The sequence below is a fragment of the Marinobacter goseongensis genome, assembly GCF_023156235.1.
Lineage (GTDB): Bacteria > Pseudomonadota > Gammaproteobacteria > Pseudomonadales > Oleiphilaceae > Marinobacter > Marinobacter goseongensis.
On record NZ_JAKZAI010000003.1, the window covers coordinates 309682 to 335504 of the forward strand.

Sequence of the window (25823 nt, forward strand, 5' to 3'; positions counted from 1 at the left end):
CCCGATCAGATGATCGCTGACCAGTAACCACATCATGATCAGGCAGTTACAATCACCCGGATACCCTCCAGCGCGAGACTGGCCTGATCAATGGCAGACTTTGCCGCCGCGAACTGGTCGCGGAAGAATCCGATCTCGCCATCGCGAATGGCCGGATTCACCTTTTGCAGCGCCTCCAGACGCCGGATCTCCGGCTCGAACATCTCGCTCAGCTGCGTCATCGCCTGGTCCCGCAACGGCTCAAGGTGCGGCTGCGCCAGCCGCTCGGCGTGATCGACCATGGTTTCCACCTGGGGACGAACCTGGGGCACAACGGCCTGGGCGGTACGACGGCGGATGTTCGAGCACAGATCGTTCAATCGATCGTGAGGCAGCGCCGCCGAAAGATCGCGACCATTCACGTCCACCAGCAGCCGCAGCGGGGAGACCGGCAGGTAGCGTGACAGCTGCAGCGCCTCAGGTGCAGGGCAGTGCACCGTAAACAGGACTTCCAGCAACAGCGTGCCAGCCGGCAGCGCCTTCACCGAGAGACTGGCCAGGGCCGCCTTGCCAAGGCCGGAGCTGGTTACTGAGTCCATCACGCCGGTCACCATCGGGTGTTCCCAGCTCATGAACGCGAGATCTTCCCGCTCCAGCGCCTGCTGCCGGCTCCAGGTGACGGTGAGACCGTCCTCCGGCAGCTCCGACACGTGGCCGGCGTGATACTGCTCACCCGGCCTGAGCACATCGGCGTGCTCGGAATGGTCTTCCACATCCACACCGAGGATATCGAAGGCCTCCATCATATAATCCCTCACCGCGGCAGACCCCTCTTCCGACTCGATCTGGCTGATCAGCTTCTGGGCCACGTCCCGGCGGCAGGAATTCATCTCGATCAATGCATCGCGACCATTCTGCAACAGGGTGCGCAGGCGGTCAGCCTCGGCCCTGGAATCAGCCAGCACGGTATCCAGCTCGCCGAATTCACCGCCCAGCACCCTCAGCCAGGCCGCCTGCACTGTGCCCTGAACCGCAACTCCGACGGAGCAACTCTCGTTGAACGCGTTGAGCCCCTCATGGAACCAACGGAACTGGGCCTCCTGAACGGTGCCTTCCAGATACGGAATGTGAATATCGATGGTGTCAGACTGGCCGATTCGATCCAGCCGGCCGATCCGCTGTTCCAACAGGTCGGGGTTGGCGGGCAGATCGAACAGCACCAGATGATGGGCAAACTGGAAATTGCGGCCCTCGCTGCCGATTTCCGAGCAAATCAGCGCCTGGGCACCCTGCTCGCTGTCGGCGAAATACGCCGCCGCCCGATCGCGTTCGATCAGGCTCAGGTGTTCATGAAAGGCCGCACTGCGAATCCCGGCCCGTAGCTGCAGGTAACTCTCCAGCGCCATGGCGGTGCCGGCGTGGGCACAGATCACCACCACTTTGGCAGGCTTGAGACTGGCCAGAGTTTTCTCCAGCCAGGCGACCCGCGGGTCTTCCGCCAACCACTGTTCTTCATCCAGCGCCCGCTCCGGCGCCAGGTTTTCAAGGCCGAAACGGTGGGGCTGATAGCGGTCCGGACACGCCAGCGGCACTGGCAGCGCACGCCGTTGGGGAAAACCCTGAATCGCCGCGCGGGTGTTGCGGAACAGCACCCGTCCGGTGCCGTGCCGGTCCAGCAAGGCGTCAATAATGGCCTGTTGGGGTTCGGGTGCCTTTTCCAGTATCGCCAGCTCATCCCCGAGCCAGTCCTGCAGCGCGGCGCGATCGTCCGCGGCGAGGCTGCCGTCGTTTTCCTGCAGGCGGCGCACCACCCGGTTGATAGCCTCGTACTGCTGCTCTTCCGCGCGGAAATCCTCAAGATCGTGAAAACGCGCAGGGTCCAGCAATCGTAGCCGGGCAAAGTGACTGGCCACCCCCACCTGTTCCGGAGTCGCAGTCAACAGCAACAGGCCACGGCTGGCCGCAGACAAGTCCTCCACCAGCCGGTATTCGGGGCTGGCCTGTTCCGGACTCCAGGCCAGGTGGTGGGCTTCGTCTACCACCATCAGATCCCAGCCGGCGGCGACCGCATCCTTCTGCGCCTGGGGGCTCGACATCAGGAAATCCAGGCTGCACAGCACCAGCTGATCACTCTCGAACGGATTGCTGGCGAAGGATTCACCAAACACTTTGGTCATCAGTGCATCAACGTCATCCTCGCTCTCGGCGAGGGCGTCGTAACGGCCCTGGTCGATGATGGAGAAGCGCAGGTTGAAACGCCGCAGCATTTCCACCAGCCATTGATGGATCAGCGAATCCGGCACCACGATCAGTGCCCGCTTTGCGCGACCGGTATGCAGCTGATAATGCAGTATCAGACCCGCCTCGATGGTTTTGCCCAGACCCACCTCATCCGCCAGCAACACCCGCGGGGCGTGGCGGCTGGCCACTTCGTGGGCAATGTAGATCTGGTGCGGCAGGTGCTGGGTACGGGCGCCGATCAGTCCCTGTGCGGCGGATGCCCGCAAGCGCTCCTGATGCTGAAGAGTGGCCACCCGCAGGCGGAAGGCGCCGTTGCGATCAAACTGGCCGGCAAACAGCCGTTGATGGGGCGCGGAGAAATTCACCGAACTGCTCAGCTTGACCTCGGAAATCTGCTGGATATCGTCACCGTTGTCGGCGTGGTACATCAACACACCACCCAGCTCTTCCACCGCCCGGACAACGTAGCGTTCACCGTCGAAGGTCTCGATTTCCTCACCCATCTGATAAATGATGCGTGACAGGGGCGCATTATCGATGGCGTAGGTGCGCTCCTCGTCGGCAGCGGGGAAACCCAGCGTCACCCGACGGCCCGAAATATCAGTGACGATGCCGAGCCCGAGGCCGGTATCGCTGTGGCTGACCCAGCGCTGGCCAATGACAAAATCCGATGCGTCCAAGAAACCTCCGTCGCGTTTCAATTCAGTCTTTTTTACGTTCGTTACGTTCGTGACCGTGGTCAGTGCCACTACTTGAGTGGTTTGAGGTCGGTGCCGTTCTCGTGAACCCAGTAGGCCGCCGCGCCACACACGGCCGCGGGCACCACCACCAGGTTCAGCACCGGCACCATGGCCGCCAATGCTACCGGCATTCCGAACCCGAAGGCCGACAGCCGGGTATCTCCCAGCAACCCGCGCAACGCCGGGAAACTGACCTTGTGGTTGTCAGCCGGGTAATCCACGTACTGCAGCGCCATCATCCAGCAGTTGAACGCAAACCAGAGCGCTGCGGCCACCAGATTCACCACCGGTATCAGCCCGAGAATCAGCAGGCCGATGGCCCGCGGCAGGTAATAGAGGATTTTCTGCACCTCACGCCAGAGCGCGCGGGGAATATCGCGGATGATCTGCCCCCAGCTGTCGTCGGTGCTGACCTCCTGGCCGGTCAGGTGTTTTTCCGTGAGCTCGGCCAGATAGCCGTAGAAAGGAGAGCCAATCAGGTTTGCCAGAATGACGAACCCGTAGGCCAGCATCAGCAGGATCACCACGCCGTAGAGCATCCAGAACAGCCAGTCCAGGCTTTGCAGCCAGGCCCAGTCCGGCAGCCACCCCATGGCCGCAGCGATCATCCCGGCAAACAGTTCCGCCAGGAAATAGAACAACAGGCCGAATAACAGCACGTTGATCACCAGGGGAATAATCACGAACAAGCGCAGGCCGGGCTGACGTATCAGCCGGAATCCCTCGCCGAGGTAGCCCAGGCCACGAAAAAAGTTACCCTTCAACATAGGTGGCATTACCTCCGCTTCAATGACAGTGACGGGGCGCAAAGCATATCATGTTGCCTCACTCACCACAGCCCGAGGGCCACCCGGATTCCACCGATGGACACACTCAAGCGCCAGCTGGCACGAATTCTCGATTGCCAGCCCCTGTGGCGGACCGCCCTGCTGATCTCCGTGGTCGCTATTCTGTACCTGGCCACCACCAGCGATCCTTACCCGGTACCCGCATCCAGCTACGACAAGGTGAATCACCTGATTGCCTTTGCCGAACTGACCTTGTTGTCACGGCTGGCCTGGCCACAGACCCATCCAATCCGGTTCATCCCGCTGCTGATTGCGTTCGGATTGCTGATCGAAGTTATTCAGTCGCAACTGCCCTACCGTGATTTCTCCCTTGCGGATGTGGTCGCAGATGCCGTCGGGGTCGCCATTGGCTTGCTGCCCTGGCCCGGTCTGCCCCGGTGGAAGACCACCGGTAACGCCACCCAAAACCGGATGTGCGAGAAACGCTAAAAATCGTGTGCGATATCTCTCACAAGACTGTGCGAGATTTCTGAAACATTGTGTAAGCTCTTCGGCTCCCGCCAATCTAAAAATTCACAACATATTGATTTGTATATTTTATTTTTGTAACAACCTGTGTCATTGCCAAAATGATGAATATTGGTCACAGGTTTGTCAGATCAGGATTGCTATAGTGGATTCGTCAGGGATGACAGGGAAATGGACGACGCACTGGACGCACCCCGGCATTGGATGCAGGGAGAGGCAAGGACACAGGGACGCCTCGCTTAAAGGATAATTATTCGGATCGCCGGCTCGGAGGCTGGCACCAAGGAGCGGCTCAAGGATAACGCAACACGGCAGTTGCACACATCGCACGGATGCGACGACCTGTTCCGAAAAGGGCAGCACACGGGTTGCCCTTTATTTTTTTGCGGTTGCCATTTCGCCAGCCACCCGATAGATCCTCACCTGATTGAACTCCTCGAACTCATTGAGATCCGGCCAGGTCCGGCCTTCGATCACCGCAAGCCGCTGATAATGGTCATCGCCCAGATCCCGCAACCGGGAATCCGCCAGCAGTACTTCCGGGGCCGCTGCCCTGAACGCCTGCAATAACGGCCGGTTGTTAGGATCGTAGAGCACGTCCGCCGCGGTGATCAGATCAACGGTTGCGGATCGTTGCCGCCAATCCGCACACAAGGTCACCGACACCCCATTCAGCCGGGCGTTGGCCGCAGCAGCATCCAGCGCAGCCGGGTCGATATCACAGGCAATTGCCTCCGCCGCACCGGCGATGGCGGCCGCAATCGCGACCACGCCGGATCCGGAGCCAAAATCCAGCACCCGCTTGCCCGCCACCTGGTGCGGATTCGAAAGGATCCACTGGGCGAGCACCTGTCCACTGGCCCAACAAAAGGACCAGTACGCCGGCTCACCGACTACCGCCTGGGCCTCCTCATGACTCAGCGGCCCCTCCAGCACCGCAGGATCAAACAGATGCAAACCGATATCCGGACACCCGGCCGGCCGGGTCACCGCGACACGGCCACGGCTGAGGGTTTTCTGCAAATGGTGGTCAAGCTGCTGCTGATTCATCACATCTCCGGGCCGGCCTGTAAACGAGCATAAAAACAGTGTCTTCGTTATACTGCAAACTCATTTTTTTCACGATCTTGGCACCTCAATGGCCTCCAGACCCGACACCGACGACTTCCTGTCCCTTTTCCTGAACGACATTCCGCTGATGGACGTGCGGGCACCGGTTGAGTTCAGCAAGGGCAGCTTTCCCCGCGCCGAAAATGCGCCACTGATGAACGACGAAGAGCGTCATCGGATCGGTATCTGTTACAAGGAAAAAGGACAGGACCGGGCCATCGAGCTGGGGCATCAATTAGTGACCGGCGACATCAAGGCCCAGCGAATCGAGGCCTGGAAACGCTTTATTGCCAGCTACCCCCAGGGCTACCTGTTCTGTTTCCGTGGTGGTTTGCGATCACGACTGACCCAACAATGGATTCGGGACGCGGGCATTGACTACCCGCTGGTCAAAGGCGGCTATAAAGCGCTGCGCCGGTTCCTCATCGACAGCCTCGCAGCGCTGATCACCTCATCGGATTTCCGCATTCTCAGCGGGCGGACTGGCACCGGGAAAACCCGGGTGCTGCAACAACTGCCCAACCCGGTGGATCTCGAGGGACTGGCCAATCACCGCGGATCCAGCTTCGGCCGGCAAGTCACACCTCAGCCCTCCCAGATCGACTTCGAGAACCGACTGGCCGTGGCCATGCTCAAGGCCACCCATCGGGTTGGCGGTCCGATTTATCTGGAAGACGAGAGTCGCCTGGTTGGGCGCTGCGCGCTGCCGGATACGCTCAGACAGCGGATGTCCGAGGCACCGCTGATGGTGCTTGAGCAGCCTATGGAAGAGCGCATCAGTATTATTCGCGAGGACTATGTGGAGATCATGCTGGCCGATTACTCCGCCCGCGACGGCGAGGTGGCGGGTTGGCAGAATTTCCAGGATTACCTGCTCAGCGCACTGGACCGGATCCGGAAACGGCTGGGCGGCGAACGCCACCAGCAATTGCGAAACCGGATGGTCGCCGCCCTTGATCAACAGCAGCACAACGGCGACACCAGCGGCCATAATGAGTGGATCCGCGCACTGCTGGAGGAATACTACGACCCGATGTATGACTATCAGCTCCGCCAGAAAGAAGGCCGTATTGTGGTCCAGGGCGATCCGGCCACTATCGTCGATTGGGCCAATCAATGTTAGTTTGTGCTCGAAACCGGAAAAGACCTGAAAGTGTCTTGCGAGTTGGATACGCTTCGGCTTTGCTGTAAACACAAGTCTGTCATCAACCACTTGATAATCTGACGAAGAGCAAGGAGTACCCGAATGGAAGAGTTGTTTGGAGCGAATGGGCGCGCGTCCGAGATCGTGGATCAGGCCATCACCCTGGTCATGACCTACGCCCCCAAGGTTGTCCTCGCCATAGTGACATTGCTGGTCGGTCTCTGGCTGATCAAGCGATTTGTCGGCGTGATCGACAAGAAACTCGGGGAAAAAGACCCGTCACTGAACAAGTTCGTCTGCGGCCTGACGGGCGCCCTTCTGAAAATCATGCTGATCATCTCAGCCGCCTCCATGATCGGCATCGCCACCACCTCATTCATTGCAGTGATCGGTGCTGCCGGTCTCGCGGTGGGCCTGGCCTTGCAGGGCAGCCTGTCCAACTTTGCCGGTGGCGTACTGATTCTGATCTTCAAACCCTTCAAGGTGGGTGACACCATTGAAGCACAGGGCCACCTTGGTGCCGTTGCCGAAATCAGCATTCTGTATACCATCGTGAACACCTTCGACAATCGCCGTATCGTGATCCCCAACGGCAGCCTGTCCAACGCCACCCTGGTCAACGTCAGCATCTACGAGAAACGTCGCTGCGACATGACCTTCGGGATTCATTACGACGACGATATCGACACCGCCAAGGCCATCTGCAGGCGCCTGTACCAGGAAGATGAGCGCTCGCTGATGGATCCGCCACCGCGCATCTGCGTGGGCAGCCTGGGCGACAACTCCGTCAACATCATGTTCCGCGCATGGGTGGCCACCGACGACCTGTGGCCGTACTACTGGGACATGCAGGAAAAGGTCAAGAAGGCATTCGATGCTGAAGGCCTCACCATTCCGTTCCCTCAGCGCGATGTGCACGTTTACAACCACAGTGGAGCGGAAGCGGGACAAACGTCTCAATAATACGTTTGCTTACTCGCATTCTTCACAGGCTCAACTAAGCTGACGTTAATGGTGCCTGCCAGCCCTTCCGGCAGGCACCAGGCCATTGGGGCCAGACACAGAACAATCATCGGCCTCAGTCTCGCTGTCATTGCTGGTAGGAGGTTGTCACTATGCCGGTACAGCAGTTGAAAGATTTCCTCGATCAGGCCGATGTGGAATACATGTGCCTGTCCCATCCCCCCGCGTTTACTGCCCAGGAACTCGCCCATCACGTCAAGATTGCCGGCGACCGGGTAGTGAAAACCGTCATTATTGAGCTGGACGGCAAGATGACCATGCTGGTCATGCCCGCCACCTGGCGCATCCGCTGGGATCGCCTGTCGCGCATTCTGGATACCGATTTCGTCGACCTGGCGGATGAGCAGGAGTTCCAGGATCGCTTCCCCGAGTGTGAAGTCGGCGCCATGCCACCGTTCGGCAACCTGTTCGGGATGTCGGTGTTTTGCGCGGAAGCTCTGACCGAACAGCCGGAACTGGCGTTTGCCGCCGGTAGCCACACCGAGTCGGTGCACATGAAAACCAGCGACTTTCTGACTCTGGTGCAACCCATGGTGCTCAACCAGGGGTTTGTGAAGCCCGGCGCGCAAAAGCCGGCGTGGCTGGTCAAAGGGCGCCGCCAACCGGATGAGCTACCCGGAGCCCGGGTATCCGGCCTGGCCGGTTACTGAACCGGGCAAACCTGTCACCGGCTTGATCCGGGCCGCTTGTCTGAAATCTTCCATCGCGTAAACTGGAAGCCTCAGACAGGAACCCGTTATGACTCAAGCTTTTGACATAGTTGTTGTCGGTGCCGGCATGGTGGGGGCTGCCCTTGCCACCGGCCTTGGCCAGAATGGCTTTCGCGTTGCACTGGTGGACAAGCAAACGGCACCCCGCTACGACCCTGAGGCGCCGCCGGACATCCGGGTATCCGCCCTCAGCGCCGGCAGTGAACGCTACCTGCAACAATTGGGTGCCTGGCCTGAAATCATGGCGTTACGGGCAACGGTGTATCGCCGCCTCGCGGTCTGGGATGAAACCCGCCATCCACTAAGCGCCCTGATCCCCCGCAAGCCCACCGAAGTGGTGTTCGACGCCACCCTACTGGCCGCCAGCCACCTGGGCCATATTGTGGAAAACCGCATCACCCAGCAGGCCTTGTGGCAGTGCGCCGCGAACCAGCCGTCGGTGACCCTGATGCCGGGTACCGGCGTGACCGCGTTAAACAACGGCGACGACCGGGCCACGGTAACACTGGAGAATGGGGACACCCTGAGCTGCCAGCTGGTGATTGGTGCAGACGGTGGCCAGTCGCGCCTTCGCGAACTGGCCGGTATCGGCGTCACCCGGGACCAATATGCCCAGCAGGCCATGGTGATTTCCGCACGCTATGGCGGCCCGGTGGAGGACATCACCTGGCAGGCGTTCCACCCGTCCGGTCCCCGTGCCTTTTTACCCCTGCACAGTGCCGGGCCGGCGCACCCCGGCGAAAGTTGGGCCTCTCTGGTGTGGTACGATTCGCCGGAGGAACTGGCGCGATTGAAAGCCCTTGATAATGAGGCACTGATACTGGCGATCCAGCGGGGGTTTCCCGATGATCTGCCGCGGCTGACCCACATTGATACCCGGGCCAGCTTTCCCATCGCGCGGCAGCACGCCAAGCACTACCACAATGGCCGCGTGGTGCTGGTGGGCGATGCGGCCCACACCATCAATCCGCTGGCCGGCCAGGGTGTGAACCTGGGCTTCCAGGACGCCGCTTGCCTGCAAACGATGATCCGCGAAGCCCACCGTGCCGGTGGTGACCTTGCCCATCCGCTGTGGCTGGCCCGCTACGAGCAGCAACGGCGCCCGGCCAATCGCCGCATGATGCTGGCGATGGATGCCTTCTACCACCTGTTCAGCAACCGCATTCCACCGGTTCACCTGCTGCGCAACCTCGGCCTCGGCGCCGCCCGCGCCCTGCCCTTCGCCCGCAACCGCGTGGCCCGTTACGCCATGGGCATTGACGAGGAACTGCCGGCGATGCTCAAACAGATCACGGCCCGCTTACCAGGGCTGAAACAGCTCTGAGTCCGGCACACAACCATCAAGGAGCCACCATGTCAGACACCATTTTCACCAAGATCATCAACCGGGAGATTCCGGCAGACATTCTCTACGAGGACGACATCAGCCTGGCGTTCAGCGACATCAACCCCCAGGCTCCGGTGCACTTTCTGGTAATCCCGAAGAAGCCCATCGCCACGATCAATGACATCACCGAAGGCGATCGTGAGCTGGTGGGTCACCTGTATGTAGTGGCGGCGAAAATTGCCAGGGAAAAGGGCTTTGCGGACGACGGCTATCGCGTGGTGATGAACTGCGGCGAGAACGCCGGGCAGACGGTGTTTCACATCCATCTGCACGTGCTGGCCGGCAAGCCTCTGGGGTGGCCGCCTTATACGGACAAAATGAAGCAGGCCTGATGGGGTTTTACCGTTTGGACTGACCTTGGGGGAGGCAAACGCGGCTGTCTTTCTGTTTAGGACAGCGGCCGTCCCCCAAGCTCAAAAGCCCGAAAAATCAGCGCCCGACAACTTTCTCAGCTTCTTCCACCGGCGTATGACGAACGTCCTCGCCTTTGACCATGAAGATCACGTTCTCGGCAATGTTGCAGGCATGATCTCCGACCCGCTCCAGAGCACGAAGCACCCACATCACCGACATGCACCGTGAAATGTTGCGGGTGTCTTCCATCATGAAGGTCAGTAAGGTACGTGTAGCCGCCTGATACTCCTCATCAACACGCTTGTCTTCCTTCATGATCCGCAGCGCCTGCTCAGCGTCCAGGCGAGCAAAGGCGTCCAGCGCGTCGTGCAGCATGCTCAGCACGTGGTTGCCGATATGGCGGACTTCCACGTAGCCGCGGGGCGCCTGGCCTTCCTCGTTGAGCTTGATGGCGAACTTGGCGATTTTCTTGGCCTCGTCGCCCACCCGCTCAAGATCCGCGACCATCTTGATGACAGAAATCACCAACCGGAGATCCCGGGCCGTAGGCTGACGACGGGCAATGATCAGGGTAGCCTCTTCGTCGATGTCCATTTCCATCTGGTCGACTTTCTTATCACCGGCACGTACTTCGTCCGCCAGGTGGCCATCATTGTCCACCAATGCATGAATCGCACGGTCCACCTGTGTCTCAACCATCCCGCCCATTTTCAGGAACTCGGTTTTGAGCTCCATCAGTTCATCGTTGAACTTGTGGGAAATGTGGTCGCCGTAAACGTCGTCCTTTTTGGTTGGCATAGCTCTGTTCTCCAATATTCAGCAATAACCGGATTAACCGAAACGACCGGTGATGTAGGATTCCGTCAGTTCATGCTCGGGCGCAGTGAAGACCTTGGTGGTCTCGTTCACTTCCACCAGATGGCCCAGGTGAAAATACGCGGTGCGGTGTGACACACGTGCGGCCTGTTGCATGGAGTGGGTCACGATGACGATGGTGTAGCTCTCCGACATTTCCGAGATCAGCTCTTCCACTTTCGCGGTGGCGATCGGGTCCAGCGCCGAGCAGGGCTCGTCCATCAGGATCACTTCCGGGCTGACAGCGATGGCCCGCGCTATGCACAAACGCTGCTGCTGACCACCGGACATGCCGGTAGCGACGGCGTCCAGGCGGTCTTTCACTTCATCCCATAGCCCGGCCTTGCGCAGACTGTTCTCGACGATTTCGTCCAGATCCGACTTGCGGTTCGCCAGGCCGTGAATGCGCGGGCCATAGGCCACGTTGTCATAGATCGACTTGGGGAACGGATTGGGTTTCTGGAACACCATGCCAACTCGGGCCCGCAACTCCACAACATCGCGCTTCGGATCGTAAATATCATGGTCGTCAATGGACAACTGACCTTTGACCCGACAGATGTCGATACTATCGTTCATCCGGTTCAGGCACCGGAGAAACGTTGATTTACCGCAACCCGACGGACCGATAAATGCGATCACTTCGTTACGGCCAATATCCAGACTGATATTCTTGATGGCCCGGTCCTGGCCATAGAACACTTCGACGTTACGAAGTTTGAACTTGGGGTTCTCCGAGAACGGGTCACCCACGGTCTTTCCTTCTTCAACCAGGGTTTCCGCCGGCTTGTCTTCATCCACCGGGGCAATCGTTTCTTCAGGCATATCGGCTTCGCTGGTTACGGCTGGGTTCATAGTATTCATTAATAATCTCCTTACCACCGACGCTCAAGACGTTTACGGAGCCAGATGGCGAGTGCGTTCATAGTGATCATGAAGGTAAGCAGCACCATGATGCCGGCGGACGCCAGCTCGATGAAGCCTTGTTCAGAGCTGCTGGCCCAGAGGTATATCTGTACCGGCAATACGGTCGCTGAATCGAGAAAGCCACTGGGCACATCCACGATGAAAGCCACCATGCCAATCAGCAATAATGGCGCCGTCTCGCCGAGTGCCTGAGCCATCCCGATGATCGAACCGGTGAGCATGCCCGGCATGGCCAGAGGTATCACGTGATGGAGCACCACCTGCATCTTGGAGGCGCCAACACCCTCTGCGGCCTCGCGAATGGAGGGCGGCACGCTCTTGATTGCTGCCCTTCCGGAAATGATGATGGTTGGCAGTGTCATCAGCGCCAATACCATGCCACCTACCACCGGAACCGAGCGCGGCATGCCGAAGAGCCCAATAAAGACCGCCAGGCCAAGCAGACCGAAAATGATCGACGGCACCGCAGCCAGGTTATTGATATTGACCTCGATAAAGTCGGTAATCCTGTTCTGGGGCGCAAATTCCTCCAGATAGACCGCGGCGGCAATACCGACGGGAAACGCGATGGCCAGCGTCACCAGCATGGTCAGCAGAGAACCGACAATGGCCCCGAGAATACCGGCATTGGCAGGCTCTCTGGAGTCACCGCGGCTGAACAGCACATCGTTGAAGCCGGTATCGATAACACCTTTTGCCTGCAGCTGATCCACCCAGCGTTGCTGCTGATCCGACAGTTTCACGCTGTACCGCGGGTTATCCGCGTGCTTGACGTAAGTCGAGACCCTGTCGTGCGCCAGGAACTCCATGGTCTGAGTGGTGTTCAGCAAACCCGGATTATCTTTCAGTAGATCACGAATCTCGCTGGCGCCATAGGTGCCGATCAATCGGCCTAACTCCCGTTTCTCACCAGCGCTGTCAGCCTCGGGAATATGCGCTTGCAGGGCCGCAATGATGGGCGCAACGAAGTCAGCCATGGACAGCTGATCCTCGTCCGTGGGGTCGTCGAGATACATCGTTTCGGAATCAAGAGTCACATCCAGCGTAATAGTGGTCTTGACGAAGCCGGTGTGACCTTTGCTGATAATGTCGGCAAAAAGAATGGCCAGGGAGGCAAGGGCAATGAAAATCGCCAGCATGCCATACAACCGGAACCGGCGTTCCTTGCGATAGCGGCGCTTGAGGGAGTTGCGGACAATCTCCGCCTGAGAACGTTGATCAGTCATACTGTTCCCTATACTTGCGAACGATCTTGAGGGCTACCACGTTCAGCAGCAGCGTGACGATGAACAACAGCATACCCAGGGCAAATGCAGACAGGGTCTTGGCACTGTCGAACTCCTGGTCACCCACCAACAGCGTTGCAATCTGCACAGTCACGGTCGTTACCGACTCCAGAGGGTTGGCGGTCAGATTTGCGGCAAGGCCCGCTGCCATCACCACGATCATGGTCTCGCCGATGGCGCGGGACGCGGCCAGCAGGATGCCGCCAATGATCCCCGGCAGTGCGGCGGGGAAAATAACCTTTTTCATGGTTTCGGACTGGGTCGCGCCCAACGCCAGCGAACCGTCTCGCATCGCTTGGGGAACCGCATTGATGACGTCGTCAGAGAGCGAGGACACGAACGGCACAATCATAATGCCCATCACCAGGCCCGCAGCCAACGCACTCTGGGAAGACGCCTCCAGGCCCACCATTTCCGCAAGATCGCGGATAAACGGAGCTACGGTCAGTGCCGCAAAGAAACCGTAAACAACGGTCGGAATGCCCGCCAGCATTTCCAGCACCGGTTTTGCGGTAGAACGCACCCGCTTGCTGGCGTATTCAGACAGGTAGATGGCTGACAGCAGGCCAACGGGCACGGCGACCAACAGTGCGATGGCCGAAATCAACAAGGTGCCGGTAAACAGCGGGATGACACCGAACGCCCCTTCAGATCCCACCTGATCAGCCCGCAAGGCTGTCTGGGGACTCCAACTGGTGCTGAACAGAAAATCACTGATCGGTACCCGACCGAAGAACCGGATGGTCTCCAGAATCACTGAAAAGACGATACCTGCCGTGGTCAGGACCGCCAACGCCGCACACACAAAGAAGATGCGACGAAGCGTTGTCTCAACATTGAGTCTTGCGTTGATGTGAGGCGCAACACGGGTCCACGCAAACGCGGCACCGGACACGGCAACCAGCAAAACCAGAGCGGCTTTGAAGTTCGCGCTTTGATTATCCATCGTCTCAAGCACCGACGCGGCCCCGACAATATAGTCTGGCACAAAATCCGGATTCAGCTTCCCTGCCGCCACGTTGCTGATCTGGGAAAGTATCAGACTCGCCTCTCCGGGCGATTCCGGCCAGACATCCTGGGGCAGCGATGCAATAACGATCCCCTGGATAACCTTGCCCTCAAATCCGGCCCAGGCTGCGAGAACCAACAGGGCGGGGATCGCGCACCAGAGTGCTGCCCGCGTCGCGTAGTAGAAAGGAAGAGCTTTAAGATTCCGGATGCCGCCCAGGGGCGCTGCCACGGCCCGGGATCGCATATAAGCGAGGCCATAGGCAACCACGGCGAGAACCAGAACCAGGGGCAGAAGATTGGCCGTCTGCATATCAGTCTCTGTATTGATGGCTTGAAGTTGACTCGGCGTCTATTTTGCCAGTTTGCGGCACAAAAATATTCACACACATGTAATAAAGGAACGCGGACCTTGCGGCCCGCGTTCCTTCTTCATCATCCATGACGTGCCTTGCAAGAACCTTACAGTTCTTTGCCAGTCATCGACTGCAGGTCCTTGACACGCTTAGCAATTGCCATGCGCTCGTTGCGCGGGCTAGGAATCAGACCCACGTCTACCAGGTAGCCGTTGTCACCCCAGGTGCTCTCGCTGGTGAACTCAGCCACGTATTCCTGGATACCCGGAACAACACCAACGTGCGCTTTCTTGATGTAGAACCACAGCGAGCGAGCAACCGGGTAGTCTTCGACTGAAATATTCTCAGGAGTGGGCTCGACACCGTTGATGGTTGCGGCCTGGATCTGGCCCGAGTTTTCCATCAGGAAGCTGTAGCCGAAGATCCCGTAGGTGCCTGAATCCTGCGCCAGACGCTGAACAATCAGGTTGTCATTTTCACCGGCTTCGACGAACGGACCGTCTTCACGCATGCTGTGGCAGACGCTTTTGAACTTGTCTTCGTTCTCGTCTTCCATCTGTGCAATCATATCGAACTGCTTGCATCCACCTTCCATTGCAAGCTCAACAAACGCGTCTCGGGTACCTGAGGTCGGAGGGGGGCCCATTACGCTGATGGCCTTGTTTGGCAGGCTGGCGTCGATGTCGCTCCACTTCTCGTAGGGGTTCGAAACCAGCTTGTCACCGCCATTGGGATCGGGAACTTCTTTGGCCAGCGCCAGGAAAATCTGCTCCAGACTGAAGTCAGCCTTGACCGCATCCTTGGAGTTGGCGATGACGATGCCGTCAGCACCGATGCGTACTTCGGTGATTTCCTTGACGCCGTTAGACTGGCACAGTTCGAATTCGCTGGACTTCATGCGGCGTGAAGCGTTGGTGATATCCGGATGCTGGGTACCAACACCTTCACAAAACAGCTTCAGGCCGCCGCCGGAACCGGTAGATTCCAGTTTCGGAGTCGGAAAGTCAGTGTTGCGACCAAAACGCTCGGCAACCACGGTCGCGAACGGGTAAACGGTAGAAGAGCCGACGATATTGATGGTGTCGCGGGCCATGGCCGGCGCTGATACGGCGGCAATGCTGCCTGCCAGTGCTACGGTTGTGAGGGCGGTTTTCAGTTTAATCACGCTGAGTCTCCATTATTCGTTTGGACTTTTTGTCGGATTGGCTTTACCGATGAGTGCAGAGTAACGAGGCTCTGTGACAACTTTATTACAGTCACTGAAATATAGATCATGGCGTGCAAATTTTCTTGCAGACTGCCCGCAGCCCGCTAACATGCGGGTATAACAATTCTGAGCAGTAAAAAAAGGCAGGTTCCATGACAGCGCTCGACGACGACAAACCCACCCCGCGAGGCGACCTCACGCTTCAGGTAGTGCCCCTTCCTTCTGACACCAACGCCAATGGCGATGTGTTCGCCGGCTGGCTGGTCAAACAGATGGACATTGCCGCCGCCACCATGGCGGGCCGGATTTCCCTCGGCCGCAATGCCACCGTGGCCATGGACCGGATGGAGTTTCTGTCGCCGTTACGGGTGGGTTCCCAGGTGGGCTGTTACTGCGAACTGGTGGACATCGGCCGCAGCTCGATGCAGATCAAGGTGGAAGTCTGGACGCTAGACCGCGCCGCAAAGCACCCACGCAAGGTCACCGAGGGCCTGTTCGTGTACGTGGCGATTGACGAACATGGGCGCATCCGCGAGGTGCCTGAGCAGGGCTGACACAGCCCATGCTAGCGTAATCAGCAGGCTTCCAGCGGCGCATAGGCCAGCACCAGCCACTTGGCTCCCTCGTCGAAATTGACCTGAACGCGGGTGTGGTGGCCGGTGCCCTCGGAGTTCATCACCACGCCCTCGCCAAACTTCGGGTGGCGCACCCGCTGCCCCAGGCTGAAACCGGATTGCGCCGCGGAGTCCTGGCTGAACAGGCCCTCGTTTGGCCGCTCCATCATCATCGGGCGGCTGACCGTATTGCGCAGCCGCACTTCCTGAATGCAATCACCGGGAATCTCCCGCACGAACCGTGACAGGGCGTTGAACTTCTCCTGCCCATACAGCCGTCGGGATTCCGCGTAGGTGAGCACCAACTGCTTCATGGCGCGGGTAATGCCCACATACGCCAGCCGACGCTCCTCTTCCATGCGCCCCGGCTCTTCCAGGGACATACTGTGGGGAAACAACCCCTCTTCGACCCCGGCCAGGAACACCAGCGGAAATTCCAGGCCCTTGGCGGAGTGCAGGGTCATCAGCTGCACGCTGTCTTCGTGGGATTCTGCCTGGGACTCGCCGGCGTCCAGCGCCGCCTGGGCAATGAATTCCGCCAGCGGATCCACGCCCTCTTCCACCTCGAAATCCGACAGGGCGTTGACCAGTTCCTCTAGGTTTTCCACCCGGGCCTGGCCCTTCTCGCCTTTTTCGCTGGCGTGGTAGTCCTTCAGCCCGCTCGCTTCGATGGTCTGCTTCATCAAACCGTGCAGGGAAGCGTCGTCCGCCATCTCCGACAGGTCGTGGATGATCGCCATGAAGGATTGCAGGCCGGTTTTGGCGCGGCCCTTGATCAGCCCCGCTTCCAGCAACCGCTCCGCCGCCTCCCACAGGGAAATGCTCTGGCCGGTGGCCACTTCCCGCAATTCCGCCAGGCTCTTGGCGCCGATGCCCCGCGTGGGAATGTTCACCACCCGTTCGAAGGCGGCGTCATCGCGGCGGTAATGCACCAGCCGCAGGTACGCCAGCGCATTGCGAATCTCCTGGCGGTCGTAGAAGCGCAAGCCGCCGTAGACCCGGTAAGGAATGCCCTGGCGCATCAGGGATTCTTCCAGCACCCGGGACTGGGCGTTGGAGCGGTAGAGGATGGCGGATTCGCTGCGTAGATTGCCATCCTGGACCCAGCTGGAGATGGTGTCGGCAATGTAGTTGGCTTCGTCCTGCTCGTTGAACGCCGCATACAGACTGATGGGCTCCCCCTCGGGACCGTCGGTCCACAACTCCTTGCCGAGGCGACCCTGGTTGTTGGCAATGACCGAGTTGGCCGCTTTCAGGATCAATTGGGTGGAGCGGTAATTCTGTTCCAGCCGCACCAGCCGCGAATTGGGGAAATCCCGCTGATACTGCTGGATATTCTCGATCTTGGCACCACGCCAGCCATAGATAGACTGGTCATCGTCCCCCACCACGGTCAGCGGTACACGGTGGCTGGCCAGTACCTGCAGCCAGGCGTATTGAATGGTGTTGGTGTCCTGGAACTCGTCCACCAGAATGTGCTGGAAGCGGCCCTGGTAATGGGCCAGCAATTCGGGCCGATGCAGCCACAGCTCGTGGGAACGCAGCAGCAACTCACCAAAGTCCACCAGGCCACTGAGCTGGCACAGCTTTTCGTACTGGCGATACACCGTCAGCATGGTGGAGGTGAACTGGTCCCCGGGATTCTCCTGGATATGATCCGCCCGCAGCCCTTCGTCTTTCTGGCTGTTGATAAACCACTGCGCCTGCTTCGGCGGCCAGCGGCTCTCATCAATCTGCAGCTCCCGCATCACCCGCTTGATCAGCCGCAGCTGGTCGTCGCTATCGAGTACCTGGAAATTCTCCGGCAGGCCGGCGTCCTGCCAGTGCGACCTCAGCAGGCGATGGGCGATGCCGTGAAAGGTGCCGAACCACAGCCCTCGCGCCGGAATGTCCATCATCTGCTCGATGCGGTACCGCATCTCTTTTGCCGCTTTATTGGTGAAAGTGACCGCGAGAATTCCCGTGGGTGGCACCCGATCTACCTGCATCAACCACGCAATCCGATGGACCAATACCCGCGTCTTGCCACTACCGGCGCCCGCCAACACCAACAGGTGATCGTTCTGTGCAGTGACCGCCTCGCGTTGGGCGTCGTTGAGGGCATCGATAATGTGGGAGACATCCATAGGGGTTTAATCGCTACTGGTTAAATGAACAGGTGTTGAAGTATAACAGGAGAAGAAAGGGTTTGTCGGCGGGGCTTGGGTAGCCCTTTTACTCTCGGCGGGATGCACGGGGGAGCAGGTCTCCCCCGTGCATTTCAGGCTTGGAAAAAACTTCTCTCTTAAAAACCTCTGGGTACTGCTTGCGCTTCCACAAACTCGAACAAGCCTTCCAGGCCCCCTTCGCGGCCAATACCGGAGGCTTTCATGCCCCCAAACGGTGCCTCCGGGGTCGGACCGGTGCCGGTGTTCCAGCCACAGTGGCCAAACCGCAGGCCGGCGGCAACGCGCTGGGCGCGCTCGGCGTCGTTGGTGAACACGTAGGAGGCCAGACCGAATTCGGTGTCATTGCCGGCGTCGATGACCTCCTCCTCGCGACGGAACAGCGCCATGGGCACCAGTGGGCCGAAAGTTTCCTCGCGGTAGCAACACATGTCCCGGGTGACGCCGGTGATCACGGTGGGCGGGAAGAACAGGTGGCCGTCACCGAGGTCTTCCGGTTCCTTGCCGGCAACCAGCGAGGCGCCGTTCGCCAGGGCATCTTCCAGGTGACGTTTGACCTTGTCGAAGCCGGCCTGGTTGATCAGCGGACCGAGATCCACGTCTTCCGTCAAACCATTACCCACATTCATCTTGTTGACCCGCGCTGCGAGCTTCTCGCCAAAAGCGTCAGCTACTTTCTCATGCACGAAAATCCGGTTGGCGCAGACGCAGGTCTGGCCGCCGCCACGGAATTTGTTGGCGATCAGATTGTCAGCGGCGGAATCCAGGTCGGCGTCATCAAACACGATGAACGGGGCGTTGCCGCCCAGCTCAAGCGCCAGCTTCTTCACCTGTTCGGCGGTGTCGACCACCAGTTTGCGACCCACTTCAGTGGAGCCGGTGAAGCTCAGCATCGGCACGTCGGGGCTTTCACACAGCACCTTGCCGATCACGCTGGCTTTACCCATCACCAGATTGACCATGCCATCGGGCATGTCCACGTACTTGTCCATCAACCGGAACAGGGCAACCATGGTCAGCGGCGTTTCGCTGGCGGGTTTGATCACCGAGGGACAGCCGGCCGCCAGGGCCGCAGACAATTTCTTGGCAATCATGCCGATAGGAAAATTCCACGGCGTAATCAGCCCGGCGACGCCGATGGGGCGGTAATGAACCGTCCAGGTGCAGTCTTTGGGCTTTTCCGTCAGGGTGTGGGCGTCCAGCGCCTGAATATGCTTGGAGCAATAATCGAAGAAGCCGGCGGCGTAATCCACCTCGCCCTGCGCTTCCTTGAGCGGCTTGCCGTGCTCCATGCACAGGATACGGCCCACTTCTTCCTTGTGCTCTCTCAACGCGTCGCGAATACCCTCGAGCCATGTGCGGCGGGTTTCCAGGGTGTAGGGACTGGTCAGCCGGAGTGCGGACTTGCCCGCCTCGACCGCGGCCACCACATCCGCCTCTGACATGGAGGGCACTTTGGCAATAACCTCGCCGGTGGCGGGGTTGTAGACGTCAAAAGTGTTGCCCTCGGAGGAATCGGACCAGCGACCGCCGATGTAGCCAGTCAGCTTGTCAAGCAGGGGTGACTCGATCATCTCGGCTCCTTTCGTTGATAGGCTGCTATCTGTCAGCTCTCAATGGGTGTTTGCATCTCACAGGTATGCCTTCCATAGTGGATGCAGAAGCACGGGCTGTAAAGTCACACCATGGTGTTTTGACCACCCGGTTTAACTGCTTATACTCGAAGAATGATTGATTCAGGAGGCCGGTAGATGAAAGCATTTTTCCACTCAGCGCAGGACCAGCACATCCCCAGAACCTACTTCACCCGTGGTCAGATGCGCCAGCCTCAGGAAGTCCCCGATCGCACCGGCCACATGCTGGAAGGCCTCAAGGCAATGGGCGTTCCGGTACTGCAGCCGGCCGATCAGGGCGCCGGGCCCATTTCCAAGGTTCACGATCTGGGCTACCTGCGGTTTCTGGAATCGGCCCATCGGCGCTGGATGGAAATCCCGGAAGACTGGGGCGAGGAAGTCATGTCCAACATCTTCGTGCGCTCGCCCAATGCTATGAAGGGCATTTTGGCAGAGGCCGCCCGCTATCTTGCGGATGGCAGCTGCCCCATCGGTGCCAATACCTGGAGCGCTGCCTATTGGTCCGCCCAGACCGCCCTCGGCGCGGCCGATGCGCTGATTGCCGGTGAACGCACCTCCTACGCGGTGTGCCGCCCGCCCGGTCACCACGCCCGCAAGGATGCCGCCGGTGGCTTCTGCTACCTTAATAACGCCGCCATTGCGGCCGAGCATATGAAGAGCCGTTTTCCACGGATCGTCATTCTCGATACCGACATGCATCACGGCCAGGGCATTCAGGAGATTTTCTACAACCGCAGTGACGTGCTGTACATCTCGATCCACGGAGACCCCACCAACTTCTACCCGGTGGTGAGCGGCTTCGAAGACGAGCGTGGCGAGGGCGAAGGGTACGGCTACAACATCAATCTGCCTATGCCCCACGGATCGTCCGAGGAGGATTTCTTCTACAAGCTGGACGAAGCGCTGGCCGCCATCCGCCTGTTCCAGCCGGATGCCATGGTGCTGACCCTCGGCTTTGATATCTACAAGGACGACCCCCAGGCCAAGGTCTCGGTGACCTCCGAGGGCTTCGCACGCCTTGGCAGCCATCTGCGCCAGACCGGCCTGCCCACCCTGGTGGTGCAGGAAGGCGGTTACGACCTGGAGACGCTGAGCGCCAATGTCCAGCAATTCTTCAAGGGCCTGCAGGGCTGATACTGCCCTGTCGCTCACTCACGACGCCGGGGCGTACACCTTGATGTTGGTGTGGCCTCCGGCCTTCAGATGACCGGCATGCATGCGGCTCATGGTGCCGCGATCGCAATACAGCAGGTACTGTTTGTCGGCTTCCAGCGCAGCGATTTCCCGGTTGAGCTCGTAAAACGGAATCTGAATGACGTGGTTGTTGGTCATCCGCAGCGGTGACTGCTCGCCCTCGGCCGGGTGACGCACGTCGATGATGATGTCATCCACCTCCGGCGTGTGCACCAGTTCCACCTCTTCCGGCGTAGTGGTGGTTTCCAGCAGGCGGGCGACCGGCGTGTCCTGGCGGTTATCGATGGCCTGCTGCAACACCGCCGCATCCATCAGTGCTTCGTCCTCTTCCACCCGATGCAACCTCGCGCGCGTAACGGGCTTCTGGGAAATCACTCCACAATATTCCGGCATGGTCCGCGCGTAGGCTTCGGTTCCGATCTCCCGCGCCAAGGCAATGATGGCCTCCTTGTCCATGCTCACCAACGGGCGCAGCACCACGTCCTCGCTGGCACGGTCCACCACGTTCAGGTTGGTCAGGGTCTGGCTCGAGACCTGGGCTACCGCATCGCCGGTCACCAGACCGATGGCATTGTTCTGTTGCGCGATGGCCGAGGCCGCCTTGAGCATCTGACGTTTGAGCACCACGCCCCAATGGCGGTGATTGACGCTGCGCATGATTTCCGCCACTACCCCCTCGAACGGCACGGAAACGAATTTTGCACCGTGGGATGAACCGTAGCGGGACCAGAGGTAATGCACCACCTGCCGCACGCCCACCTCATGGGCGGTGCCGCCAAGATTGAAAAACAGGAAGTGGCTGCGCAAACCGCGGCGCATCATCAGGTAGGCCGCAACCGAGGAATCATAACCACCGGACACCAGTGTCATCACCGTTTCCACGCTACCGAACGGGTAGCCACCCAGGCCACGGTGGCGGCGATGGGCAATGTGAAAATGATCATCCTGCACCTCGATGCGCACTTCCACCTCGGGCGATCTCAGGTCCACGCCCCTCGGGCGGGCGCGCTGCGTCAGTGCCCCACCCACTTCCCGCTCCAGATCAATGGAGCGGAAATCCTGATCACCATGGCGCCGCACCCGTACCGCAAAGGTTTTGCCCCGAAGTCGTTCGCCAAAGGCAGCAACAGCCTTCTCCGCAACATCGTCCATACTGACAAACGGGAACACGCCGATTTCCTGAATGGTGGAAATGCCCGGAATCCGCAGTAGTTCGTCGATCACCAGCCCCGACAGGCCGCGGCCTTCCGGCACGGCCACATCAACACGGTCCCAGCTGCCATCCACACGGATGTCGGCGTCCAGGCGGGCGAGAATCTTGCGGATGTTCTGACGCAGGTAACGCATCTGCTGTCGACGAACGGGCTTACTTTTGATGGCAACTTCAGGAGCGGGGCGAATCAGCAGCTTCATAAATCGGAATCAGGTCGGGTGGCGTATTGATCGGAATGGGCTTAGTCTAACGTTTTTGGCGGGGGCCTTAAAATCAGGCATTGCCGAAACAAGATTAAAACCGGCCCGAGCGCCCGCCCCTGCATTCATCCCTGTATAACGTTCAGGAGTTTTACCGTAGATGACCGAAGCGACCATCAATGCCCTGGTATCTCCCGAGGGCAGTCTTGAAATTCTTTCCAACCACGAAGTCAATCGACTGAAAGACAAAAGCGAGGGTGGTCTCTACCGGTTGTTCCGCCAGTGTGCCCTGGCGGTGCTGAACACCGGGGTTGAAACCGACGACTGCAAAACACTGATGGAAGCCCACGCCGACTTTGATGTGCGCCTCGTGCCCCAGCCGCGCGGGCTGAAACTGGAGCTGGTGAACGCCCCTGCCCACGCCTTTGTGGACGGTGAGATGCTTCGGGCGATCCGGGAGCACCTGTTCTCGGTGTTGCGAGACATCATCTATTCGTACTCGATTCCCCAGTCCGCCGCGGGCTTCCGCCGCGACGATCCGGAGGATATCACCAACCTGATCTTCCACATCCTTCGCAACGCCCGGGTACTCCAGGCCGGCCGGCAGCCGGATCTGGTGGTGTGCTGGGGTGGACACTCCATCAATCAGCGGGAATATCAGTACAGCAAGGAAGTGGGCCACCAGCTCGGGCTGCGGGGCCTGAGCATCTGCACGGGTTGCGGCCCCGGGGCCATGAAGGGCCCGATGAAAGGCGCCACCATTGGCCATGCCAAACAACGGGTGAAAAACGGGCGCTACATCGGCCTGACAGAGCCCGGCATTATTGGTGCCGAAGCGCCCAACCCCATCGTCAACGAGCTGGTAATCCTGCCGGACATCGAGAAACGTCTGGAGGCGTTCGTGCGCACCGGGCACGGGGTCATCGTGTTCCCCGGTGGCGTGGGCACGGCGGAAGAAATCCTGTACCTGCTTGGCATCCTGTTGCACCCGGACAACGCGGACCTGCCCTTCCCGGTGGTGTTTACCGGGCAACAGGAAAACGCCGAATACTTTGAGATGATCGACAGTTTCATCCGCAACGCCCTGGGTGACGAAGCCGCCAGCAAATACGACATCATCATTGATGACCCGGACCGGGTCGCCCAGACCATGAAACAGGGCATGAAAGAGGTGGAAACCTTCCGCCGCGCCATGCAGGACGCCTACTACTTCAACTGGATGCTGAAAATCGATCCGGTCTTCCAACTGCCGTTCGAGCCCGACCACGACAACATGCGTGCACTGGAGCTGCACCGCGACCAGCCGGTGCACATGATCGCGGCCAACCTGCGCAAGGCATTCAGCGGAATCGTTGCGGGCAACGTGAAAGAAAATGGCATTCGCCAGGTGCAGGAGAGAGGACCGTTCGAGATTGCCGGCGACCCCAGCCTGATCAGACCCCTGGAGGCGATGCTGGAACAGTTTGTGGCCCAGGACCGGATGAAGCTGCCCGGTTCCAGCGCCTACAAACCCAGTTACCGGATTGTCAGCGGGGCGGCCTGAGCCGGCCCGACTGACCTCCGATGGCGAAAGGCATCAGAAGGTAATTACTGACCGCCTGCAGGGAGGCTGGCGTAGTAGGCGGCGAGGTTGGCAATGTCGTCATCGCTCAGGGCCATGGCCTGACCCTGCATGATGGCAGCCTGACCACCGGAACGCTGTTTGTTCTTGTAGGCCTTCAGGGCTGAGATCAGGTACTGCTCATTCTGCCCCGCCAGATTTGGATAGCCCGGAATCGCAGCAATACCGTCTTTACCGTGACACGCGGCGCAAACTGCAGCCCTGGCCTTGCCCGCTTCCGCGTCGCCTGCCGCGGCTGCCGCAGGCATCAGGGCGCCAAGTGCAAACAACCCGGCAATGGTATAGTGTTTCAAACTCATTGGTTTTACCCTCTCATCGTTATGGTTGTCGGCATCCGACAACCACGTGCCAGACATCGAACAGCTTGAACTTATAGCACAGTGCCCTGGAACCTTAAATGCATTATCCCAAGGCCATGCGGAGATCTGAACATGCCCATCAAGGTGCAAGAACTTGATTGCCTGGAAGGCCGGATCGGCCTGATCACTCTGGACTCGCCCGCCACCCTGAATGCGCTCTCTGTTGACATGATCATCGAAGCTCAGCGCACCCTGGACGCCTGGGCCGAGGATGACGGCATTGCGCTGGTGGTTCTGCAAGGTGCCGGTGAACGCGCCTTCTGTGCAGGCGGCGACATCACGCAGTTATACGATGGGATCATCAACGCCGATGAGTCTGCTCCGGCAGCGGATTTCTTTACCCGGGAGTACCGGCTCGACTACAGCCTTCACCGGTTCCCGAAACCGGTGGTGGGGATTGGCCACGGGGTCATCATGGGCGGGGGTCTGGGACTGCTCACCGGCTGCCGGTACCGACTGATCACCCCGGAGATAACCATGGCCATGCCGGAAGTTGCCATCGGCCTGTTTCCCGATGTCGGCGCCAGCTGGTTTCTGAACCGTCTGCCGGGGCGCCTCGGTCTGTTCATGGGATTGACCGGCTGCCGCCTCAATGCCTCGGATGCTATCAGGGTAGGTCTGGCGGACATGGCCATCGGTCCCGAAGACCGCAGCAGCCTGCTTGATCGCCTGCAAAGCGAGCGTTGGACCGACGGTCCCGCGGCCACCGATAACCGCCTGTTTCGCCTGCTCAATCAGCTGAATGCCGTGGATTATCGCGCGCTCGAGACTAGCAAACTGGCCGCCCATGAACAGGATATCGCCAGGCTGAGTGCCGGCGACGACTTGCCAGCAATCGTGGATCGCCTGATTTCCGCTGACATCAGCAGCGACTGGTGGCAGGCGGCGGTGCACAACCTTCGAACCGGCTGTCCGTTATCCATGTGGCTGGTGTGGACCCAGTTGAAACGGGCACAGCAGATGTCGCTCAAGGACGTGTTCCGCATGGAGCTGGCCATGGCCACTGAGTGCACTCGCCGGGCGGACCTGCCCGAAGGCATCCGTGCCCGCCTGATCGACCGTGACCAGGCGCCCCGATGGTCGTTCACAGCACTCGACCAGGTACCCCAGGCTGTGATCGATGCCCACTTCCTGCCGGAATGGGACGACGAGACGGATCCAATGCAGCTCGATTGAGCTG

The 25823-nt window shown here is 59.6% G+C and carries 22 protein-coding genes; 10 read left to right on the forward strand and 12 right to left on the reverse strand.

The features are described 5' to 3' along the window. Positions 1–38: 38 nt before the first annotated feature. Both rapA and cysZ read right to left on the reverse strand, forming a co-directional pair. On the reverse strand, positions 39–2900 hold the full coding sequence (gene rapA / locus MLC70_RS03325) for an RNA polymerase-associated protein RapA (RefSeq protein WP_248181637.1): 2862 nt from the start codon (positions 2898–2900) through the stop codon (positions 39–41). Between the two features lie 68 nt (positions 2901–2968). Then, a complete protein-coding gene (gene cysZ, locus MLC70_RS03330; protein WP_248181638.1) occupies positions 2969–3727 on the reverse strand; it encodes a sulfate transporter CysZ in 759 nt (252 codons plus the stop codon). 96 nt (positions 3728–3823) lie between these two features. Between cysZ and MLC70_RS03335 the strand changes: the two genes are divergently transcribed. After that, positions 3824–4237, forward strand: coding sequence for a VanZ family protein (locus MLC70_RS03335; RefSeq protein ID WP_248181639.1), 414 nt, complete (start codon positions 3824–3826; stop codon positions 4235–4237). A gap of 414 nt (positions 4238–4651) precedes the next feature. On the opposite strand, the gene MLC70_RS03340 is transcribed toward MLC70_RS03335, so the two are convergent. Beyond that, on the reverse strand, positions 4652–5326 hold the full coding sequence (locus tag MLC70_RS03340) for a class I SAM-dependent methyltransferase (protein WP_248181640.1): 675 nt from the start codon (positions 5324–5326) through the stop codon (positions 4652–4654). A gap of 88 nt (positions 5327–5414) precedes the next feature. On the opposite strand from MLC70_RS03340, the gene mnmH reads away from it, so the two are divergent. The 5 genes from mnmH to MLC70_RS03365 all read left to right on the forward strand — a co-directional run bounded on the left by mnmH (position 5415) and on the right by MLC70_RS03365 (position 9982). Further along, the gene (gene mnmH / locus MLC70_RS03345) at positions 5415–6509 is read left to right on the forward strand and encodes a tRNA 2-selenouridine(34) synthase MnmH (protein ID WP_248181641.1); all 1095 of its coding nucleotides are present in this window, start codon (positions 5415–5417) and stop codon (positions 6507–6509) included. Positions 6510–6632: 123 nt separating this feature from the next. Then, entirely contained in the window at positions 6633–7493 is an 861-nt protein-coding gene (locus MLC70_RS03350) for a mechanosensitive ion channel family protein (RefSeq protein ID WP_248181642.1), read from the forward strand. Between the two features lie 152 nt (positions 7494–7645). Further along, the gene (locus tag MLC70_RS03355; RefSeq protein ID WP_248181643.1) at positions 7646–8203 is read left to right on the forward strand and encodes an aminoacyl-tRNA deacylase; all 558 of its coding nucleotides are present in this window, start codon (positions 7646–7648) and stop codon (positions 8201–8203) included. A gap of 88 nt (positions 8204–8291) precedes the next feature. Continuing rightward, positions 8292–9587 carry an FAD-dependent monooxygenase gene (locus MLC70_RS03360; RefSeq protein WP_248181644.1) on the forward strand — a complete coding sequence of 432 codons (1296 nt, stop codon included), beginning with the start codon at positions 8292–8294 and terminating at the stop codon, positions 9585–9587. A gap of 29 nt (positions 9588–9616) precedes the next feature. Further along, positions 9617–9982: a histidine triad nucleotide-binding protein gene (locus MLC70_RS03365; RefSeq protein ID WP_248181645.1), complete on the forward strand. Its 366-nt coding sequence runs from the start codon at positions 9617–9619 to the stop codon at positions 9980–9982. Between the two features lie 97 nt (positions 9983–10079). Here the strand turns inward: MLC70_RS03365 and phoU are convergent, their stop codons facing one another. The 5 genes from phoU to MLC70_RS03390 all read right to left on the reverse strand — a co-directional run bounded on the left by phoU (position 10080) and on the right by MLC70_RS03390 (position 15601). Next, entirely contained in the window at positions 10080–10802 is a 723-nt protein-coding gene (gene phoU / locus MLC70_RS03370; RefSeq protein ID WP_248181646.1) for a phosphate signaling complex protein PhoU, read from the reverse strand. 33 nt (positions 10803–10835) lie between these two features. After that, a complete protein-coding gene (pstB, locus tag MLC70_RS03375; RefSeq protein ID WP_248181647.1) occupies positions 10836–11723 on the reverse strand; it encodes a phosphate ABC transporter ATP-binding protein PstB in 888 nt (295 codons plus the stop codon). Positions 11724–11734: 11 nt separating this feature from the next. After that, entirely contained in the window at positions 11735–13012 is a 1278-nt protein-coding gene (gene pstA, locus MLC70_RS03380; protein WP_248181648.1) for a phosphate ABC transporter permease PstA, read from the reverse strand. Then, the gene (pstC, locus tag MLC70_RS03385; protein ID WP_248181649.1) at positions 13005–14393 is read right to left on the reverse strand and encodes a phosphate ABC transporter permease subunit PstC; all 1389 of its coding nucleotides are present in this window, start codon (positions 14391–14393) and stop codon (positions 13005–13007) included. The genes pstA and pstC overlap by 8 nt, the downstream gene beginning before the upstream one ends. A 149-nt stretch (positions 14394–14542) precedes the next feature. After that, positions 14543–15601, reverse strand: a complete 1059-nt coding sequence (locus MLC70_RS03390) for a substrate-binding domain-containing protein (RefSeq protein ID WP_248181650.1) — start codon at positions 15599–15601, stop codon at positions 14543–14545. Positions 15602–15795: 194 nt separating this feature from the next. Between MLC70_RS03390 and MLC70_RS03395 the strand changes: the two genes are divergently transcribed. Further along, positions 15796–16197 (forward strand): acyl-CoA thioesterase, encoded by a 402-nt coding sequence (locus MLC70_RS03395; protein ID WP_248181651.1) that lies wholly within the window; start codon positions 15796–15798, stop codon positions 16195–16197. 20 nt (positions 16198–16217) lie between these two features. Here MLC70_RS03395 and uvrD read toward each other — a convergent pair whose 3' ends face one another. Both uvrD and MLC70_RS03405 read right to left on the reverse strand, forming a co-directional pair. Further along, on the reverse strand, positions 16218–18383 hold the full coding sequence (gene uvrD, locus MLC70_RS03400; RefSeq protein ID WP_248181652.1) for a DNA helicase II: 2166 nt from the start codon (positions 18381–18383) through the stop codon (positions 16218–16220). A 158-nt stretch (positions 18384–18541) separates the two neighbouring features. Continuing rightward, positions 18542–19996, reverse strand: a complete 1455-nt coding sequence (locus MLC70_RS03405) for an NAD-dependent succinate-semialdehyde dehydrogenase (protein WP_248181653.1) — start codon at positions 19994–19996, stop codon at positions 18542–18544. Positions 19997–20173: 177 nt separating this feature from the next. On the opposite strand from MLC70_RS03405, the gene MLC70_RS03410 reads away from it, so the two are divergent. Beyond that, complete coding sequence (locus MLC70_RS03410) at positions 20174–21190, forward strand: histone deacetylase family protein (RefSeq protein WP_248181654.1); 1017 nt, start codon at positions 20174–20176, stop codon at positions 21188–21190. Between the two features lie 18 nt (positions 21191–21208). Here the strand turns inward: MLC70_RS03410 and thiI are convergent, their stop codons facing one another. After that, on the reverse strand, positions 21209–22663 hold the full coding sequence (thiI, locus tag MLC70_RS03415; protein ID WP_248181655.1) for a tRNA uracil 4-sulfurtransferase ThiI: 1455 nt from the start codon (positions 22661–22663) through the stop codon (positions 21209–21211). A 160-nt stretch (positions 22664–22823) separates the two neighbouring features. On the opposite strand from thiI, the gene ppnN reads away from it, so the two are divergent. After that, positions 22824–24206, forward strand: coding sequence for a nucleotide 5'-monophosphate nucleosidase PpnN (ppnN, locus tag MLC70_RS03420; protein WP_248181656.1), 1383 nt, complete (start codon positions 22824–22826; stop codon positions 24204–24206). Positions 24207–24250: 44 nt separating this feature from the next. Here the strand turns inward: ppnN and MLC70_RS03425 are convergent, their stop codons facing one another. After that, complete coding sequence (locus tag MLC70_RS03425; RefSeq protein ID WP_248181657.1) at positions 24251–24583, reverse strand: c-type cytochrome; 333 nt, start codon at positions 24581–24583, stop codon at positions 24251–24253. A gap of 132 nt (positions 24584–24715) precedes the next feature. On the opposite strand from MLC70_RS03425, the gene MLC70_RS03430 reads away from it, so the two are divergent. Further along, entirely contained in the window at positions 24716–25819 is a 1104-nt protein-coding gene (locus MLC70_RS03430; protein ID WP_248181658.1) for an enoyl-CoA hydratase/isomerase family protein, read from the forward strand. Positions 25820–25823: the final 4 nt, after the last annotated feature.

Bases quoted from the DNA above. Each gene is read 5' to 3' on its own strand.
- thiI (WP_248181655.1), bottom strand. From the start codon at position 22,663: ATGAAGCTGCTGATTCGCCCCGCTCCTGAAGTTGCCATCAAAAGTAAG.
- cysZ (WP_248181638.1), bottom strand. From the start codon at position 3,727: ATGTTGAAGGGTAACTTTTTTCGTGGCCTGGGCTACCTCGGCGAGGGA.
- mnmH (WP_248181641.1), top strand. From the start codon at position 5,415: ATGGCCTCCAGACCCGACACCGACGACTTCCTGTCCCTTTTCCTGAAC.
- ppnN (WP_248181656.1), top strand. From the start codon at position 22,824: ATGACCGAAGCGACCATCAATGCCCTGGTATCTCCCGAGGGCAGTCTT.
- MLC70_RS03355 (WP_248181643.1), top strand. From the start codon at position 7,646: ATGCCGGTACAGCAGTTGAAAGATTTCCTCGATCAGGCCGATGTGGAA.
- pstA (WP_248181648.1), bottom strand. From the start codon at position 13,012: ATGACTGATCAACGTTCTCAGGCGGAGATTGTCCGCAACTCCCTCAAG.
- MLC70_RS03405 (WP_248181653.1), bottom strand. From the start codon at position 19,996: ATGATCGAGTCACCCCTGCTTGACAAGCTGACTGGCTACATCGGCGGT.
- MLC70_RS03350 (WP_248181642.1), top strand. From the start codon at position 6,633: ATGGAAGAGTTGTTTGGAGCGAATGGGCGCGCGTCCGAGATCGTGGAT.
- pstB (WP_248181647.1), bottom strand. From the start codon at position 11,723: ATGAATACTATGAACCCAGCCGTAACCAGCGAAGCCGATATGCCTGAA.
- MLC70_RS03430 (WP_248181658.1), top strand. From the start codon at position 24,716: ATGCCCATCAAGGTGCAAGAACTTGATTGCCTGGAAGGCCGGATCGGC.
- uvrD (WP_248181652.1), bottom strand. From the start codon at position 18,383: ATGGATGTCTCCCACATTATCGATGCCCTCAACGACGCCCAACGCGAG.
- MLC70_RS03425 (WP_248181657.1), bottom strand. From the start codon at position 24,583: ATGAGTTTGAAACACTATACCATTGCCGGGTTGTTTGCACTTGGCGCC.
- MLC70_RS03360 (WP_248181644.1), top strand. From the start codon at position 8,292: ATGACTCAAGCTTTTGACATAGTTGTTGTCGGTGCCGGCATGGTGGGG.
- MLC70_RS03340 (WP_248181640.1), bottom strand. From the start codon at position 5,326: ATGAATCAGCAGCAGCTTGACCACCATTTGCAGAAAACCCTCAGCCGT.
- MLC70_RS03335 (WP_248181639.1), top strand. From the start codon at position 3,824: ATGGACACACTCAAGCGCCAGCTGGCACGAATTCTCGATTGCCAGCCC.
- phoU (WP_248181646.1), bottom strand. From the start codon at position 10,802: ATGCCAACCAAAAAGGACGACGTTTACGGCGACCACATTTCCCACAAG.
- MLC70_RS03410 (WP_248181654.1), top strand. From the start codon at position 20,174: ATGAAAGCATTTTTCCACTCAGCGCAGGACCAGCACATCCCCAGAACC.
- MLC70_RS03365 (WP_248181645.1), top strand. From the start codon at position 9,617: ATGTCAGACACCATTTTCACCAAGATCATCAACCGGGAGATTCCGGCA.
- MLC70_RS03395 (WP_248181651.1), top strand. From the start codon at position 15,796: ATGACAGCGCTCGACGACGACAAACCCACCCCGCGAGGCGACCTCACG.
- pstC (WP_248181649.1), bottom strand. From the start codon at position 14,393: ATGCAGACGGCCAATCTTCTGCCCCTGGTTCTGGTTCTCGCCGTGGTT.